Source organism: Paenibacillus sp. P4_A7, from assembly GCF_056402455.1.
Window position 1 is genome coordinate 1 of record NZ_JBFUHJ010000497.1, and the last position, 3,923, is coordinate 3,923.

Annotated in this window: 4 protein-coding genes; 2 read left to right on the forward strand and 2 right to left on the reverse strand. The window is 43.1% G+C overall.

The features are described 5' to 3' along the window. Positions 1-456: helix-turn-helix transcriptional regulator (locus tag AC1DWN_RS29655; protein WP_477562461.1), on the forward strand; the 456-nt coding region annotated here is incomplete at its 5' end. 606 nt (positions 457-1,062) lie between these two features. Here AC1DWN_RS29655 and AC1DWN_RS29660 read toward each other — a convergent pair. Both AC1DWN_RS29660 and AC1DWN_RS29665 read right to left on the reverse strand, forming a co-directional pair. After that, complete coding sequence (locus AC1DWN_RS29660; protein ID WP_477562462.1) at positions 1,063-2,115, reverse strand: Gfo/Idh/MocA family protein; 1,053 nt, start codon at positions 2,113-2,115, stop codon at positions 1,063-1,065. 2 nt (positions 2,116-2,117) lie between these two features. Further along, positions 2,118-2,858: a sugar phosphate isomerase/epimerase family protein gene (locus tag AC1DWN_RS29665; protein ID WP_477562463.1), complete on the reverse strand. Its 741-nt coding sequence runs from the start codon at positions 2,856-2,858 to the stop codon at positions 2,118-2,120. A 166-nt stretch (positions 2,859-3,024) separates the two neighbouring features. On the opposite strand from AC1DWN_RS29665, the gene AC1DWN_RS29670 reads away from it, so the two are divergent. Continuing rightward, positions 3,025-3,840: a helix-turn-helix domain-containing protein gene (locus AC1DWN_RS29670; protein WP_477562464.1), complete on the forward strand. Its 816-nt coding sequence runs from the start codon at positions 3,025-3,027 to the stop codon at positions 3,838-3,840. The last annotated feature ends 83 nt before the right edge of the window (positions 3,841-3,923 follow it).

A 3,923-nucleotide genomic window follows, 5' to 3' on the forward strand; every position in this document is an offset into this window, starting at 1 on the left:
GGATTGGTGAGAGAATCCTTGTCATTCAGCATGGTAAAGCAAGACGCTCTTCGAATCGGCCTTGAATCCCTCTTGTTGCTTCTAATCCGTTCCGAACCGACAGAGGGCGTGAATATGAATGTATTTAATTGTATTCAAGAAGTAGCGAAGGAAATGGAGGATCACTTTCATTCCGAATATCGTATTCAATCGATACCTGAGAAATATTTCATCTCGGAAAGCTACTTTCGTCATAAATTTAAAGAGGTGATGGGACTCTCCCCTAAACAATATCTTATCAATATAAGACTATATAAGGCCGAACAATTGCTAAGCTCGGCTCCATTAAATGTTTCAAGAATTACAGAAGAGACAGGATTCAGTTCCATCCACCAGTTTCACAGCTTATTTGTTAAAAAACACGGTCTTACACCTGCTTCGTGGAGACAACTTTTTGCTCAGAAACCTGGAAAATAGTATTCTAATACTTTTAAGCAACTCGATATTAATTATGCAACGCTGAAGAAGTCCTGSATTTAAATSCAGGACTTCTTCAGCGTTGCACAAAATGGAAGATTCATTTTCTTGTACAGGAAATTACTTGATAGCACAAGGGTATTCTTTATGAAAAAGCGTATGAGTTCTTTTGATGACAGGCAGTCGATCTTTCTGGCGTGTCCCGTAGCATTCTTTTAGAGCGTTAACTATCGTCCCTTACCAAGCAGACAAATTTCACGAATAAATGAGCCTTCGTTAGAAAACAAAATAGCTCATCGGCAATGGGAATACATTCTTGGCTTAATTCGGCAATCGGTACATATTCTTGTCATCCGACATTTATTTAGTGTCATACACCTTACAATCAATTTCTTTGTTAATGCGATTATAAGTTTCAATCTGCTGCCTCTCGTCCTCTAGGATTTTTGTAAATGCAAAAAAAGAAGCAACGAATAATGTTTGCTTCTTTCTTTGAATCACTAAGATTAATTTGAGGAATCTTTGCTGAAAAATAGAAACTCATACTGCTTTGCGACAAATATTCTAGAAGTTTCTTGTTTTGTATCGAGTTACAGGTTACATGGTTTACTGTTCAAATCTAGTGTTCTTACGCACCTCCGTGATGATCCGCATCACTTCCAGCGCTTCCTCAAGCTTAATAGGGAATTCCTTTTGTTCACGTATGCTTTGGTGAAGCAAATCCCAAAAATCATAGCTCTTTTGGGGCTCCACCTTTACCTCGGTCTCTAACCAAGCCAGCGTTTCCTTTGCTTCGAACGTCCCCGAACTTCCAAAAAATTCTCCTGGTGTCCCAGGATTAGCATCAATCGGATGCAGGTGATTACTTGCGTCCAGATATTTCAAACTAATCGTACTTCCAGTCAAAGTCATGCTGCCTCTTGTACCATGTACGATGTAGGTTGGAGAAGATATTGCTGCTCCTCCGCTGATCTCCATATCAACAATCCGCCCATTTTCTCCCTGAAATATGATCTTCACCTGATCTTCGGCATCCCCAGCAGCAGCGATTTGCTGTAAATCACTCCACAAACTCTTTATTGGGCTCTGCAGTAGTTGAAGCGAATGATCAATAATATGAGGCCCCCAATTGAGGAGCTGACCACCGCCGAAAGCTTTGAGAGTCTGCCAATCGTCTCTTCTCGCATACGAGTGACGATTCAGTTTTATCGTATGAATATCTCCGAGAATTCCGTTTGCAATGATCTCCGATACATGAAGAAAATCTGGATCGAACCGCCGGTTGTGACGAACGTAAATCCGTCTGCCATACTGCTGCGATAATTCGACCAGTCGGAGAGCTTCTTCATAAGTAACCGTAAAAGGCTTTTCAACGAGAATATCCTTCCCAGCTATCAGCGCCAATTGCCCTTGAGCGAAGTGGTCGCTGGAACGACTGGCAATATCAACTAGCTCTACTTCGGGGTCGTTCACTAGCTGCTCTACAGACTCATACGTCCTGCAACCATAACGCTCAGCCATCTTCTCCCTGCGAGATGCAATTGGATCGCAAGCAGCAACGAATTGGAATTGTTTGTCCTTCCCCTCCAGCTCAGGACAATGCATCCCCCAGCCTGCACGGCCAATACCGATTAACCCGATTCTAATTGGTTCGCTCATCGTTAATATCCTGCCTTTCTCAAATAGTCTCTGCTCTCCGTTAGGTCAATCAACGGATCCTGCAGATGTGTGTCATGCTCGACATAAACCCAGCCGTTATAGTTCATCTGTACCGCCGTATCGAGAATAACCTTGGTATCGATTCCGATATTGCCTTTACCCAAGCCGCAAAACCGTCCCCTTCGGTACCATTCACTTGCACCGTCGTTCTCAACGAACCAGTCCTTTACATGAATTACTTGAATACGATTTGCGTACTTCTGCACAATCTCTACACAATCTCCGCCCATTGCAGCAAGGTGTCCCGTATCAAACACGATCTTGGTGAATGGACATGCTTCCAAGAAATTTTCCAATTGTTCTTGCGTCTCTACCAAAGTGCCCATATGATTATGTATCGCTGCGTATATGCCAGAACGGCGGCAAGCCTCCGTCATGATGTTTACCTGTCGGTAGAACGATTGAAAATCTTGATTTTCTGTAACTTGAATCCAGACGTAGTCCTTTCCCAAACCTGCAGTCCACTTGATGGATAATTCAACGCTGGGACCCCGAACCGTCGTAAACGCCATCCCATCCTTCCTCATCCGTGCGGCCTTGTTAAGCGCTTCCTCACAACTAAAAGCGGTAAGCCGCTCGATTCCCTCATATCCGATAAGTTTTAGTTGATTCCAACGCTCTTCATAATCAAAAAAACCGCCGTCCCACACTTGCATGCCATAGTCAGCAACGCCTATTTTCATGTCAGCCTAATCCCCCTCATCGCTTGCTTATCTCTTTTCACTTTTATATTAGTGTTATTTTTACTTATGACCATAGATAATCTATATATCTCATGTACAATCTCTCGATTTAGATTATAATATTTTTATTTCATACTTTTATTAACAAGAGGAGCTACAAATTCCAATGGATGATCTCACGAAACTCCAGCTACTAGTTGCCACCCCTCTGCATATTGTCAACTACCAAGTTCAACGCAGTTGGCGTGTTGCCAATGGTCGACATCCGTTTCACAACATCATGCTCATTATAGATGGGGAAGGATTCGCTTACACGGAGGGAATAAAAACCGAGCTACGCAAGGGCATGCTTGTTTATCATCCGGTGGACGAAGAGTTTGGCTATAGCACCTCGCAAGAAAACTGCCTGCATGTGATGGGAGGAAATTTCAGTTTATCGCTTCTAGAGCCCTCCATCGATACGAAAGCATCATTTGTGACACATCTCCCGATGCCTACATATATCAACCTCAACAGTCTAGAGCGTTTTATTCGCTTATTTGCCGATCTCTCAATGGCCTGGGGACGGGGCAAGAACGCGAATATGTTGCACTGCCGAAGCGCGTTTCTTACCATCCTGAATAAGCTCAGTTTGGAATTGTCGGGACAATCAGGCAATCGAAAGCAGTTCAAGAGCATTCAAAATGTTATAGATTATATGGAAAAAAATTATCATGAAAAGCTTTCGCTACATCAACTAGCCGATCTAGCAGGTCTCACTCCCTCCTACTTCGGACAACTGTTCCATCGCATGCAAGGGGTCACACCGATTGAATTTCTGAACGAAATCCGAATCGATCATGCTATTCAGTGGATCTCACGGGGGAGCTCTATTAGTGATGCTGCAGTCAGGTCCGGCTTCCAGGATCCGTTCTATTTCAGTCGGGTGTTTAAACAAAAGAATGGTATGAGCCCTTCGGAATTCATCAAGCAGGATTTCTAAGTCCGTCAGAATGTAGGCGCTTTTGAGCATTTTTTCATGACAAAATTGTCCAACACAAAATAAAAAAAACCTGAGTTATCAGG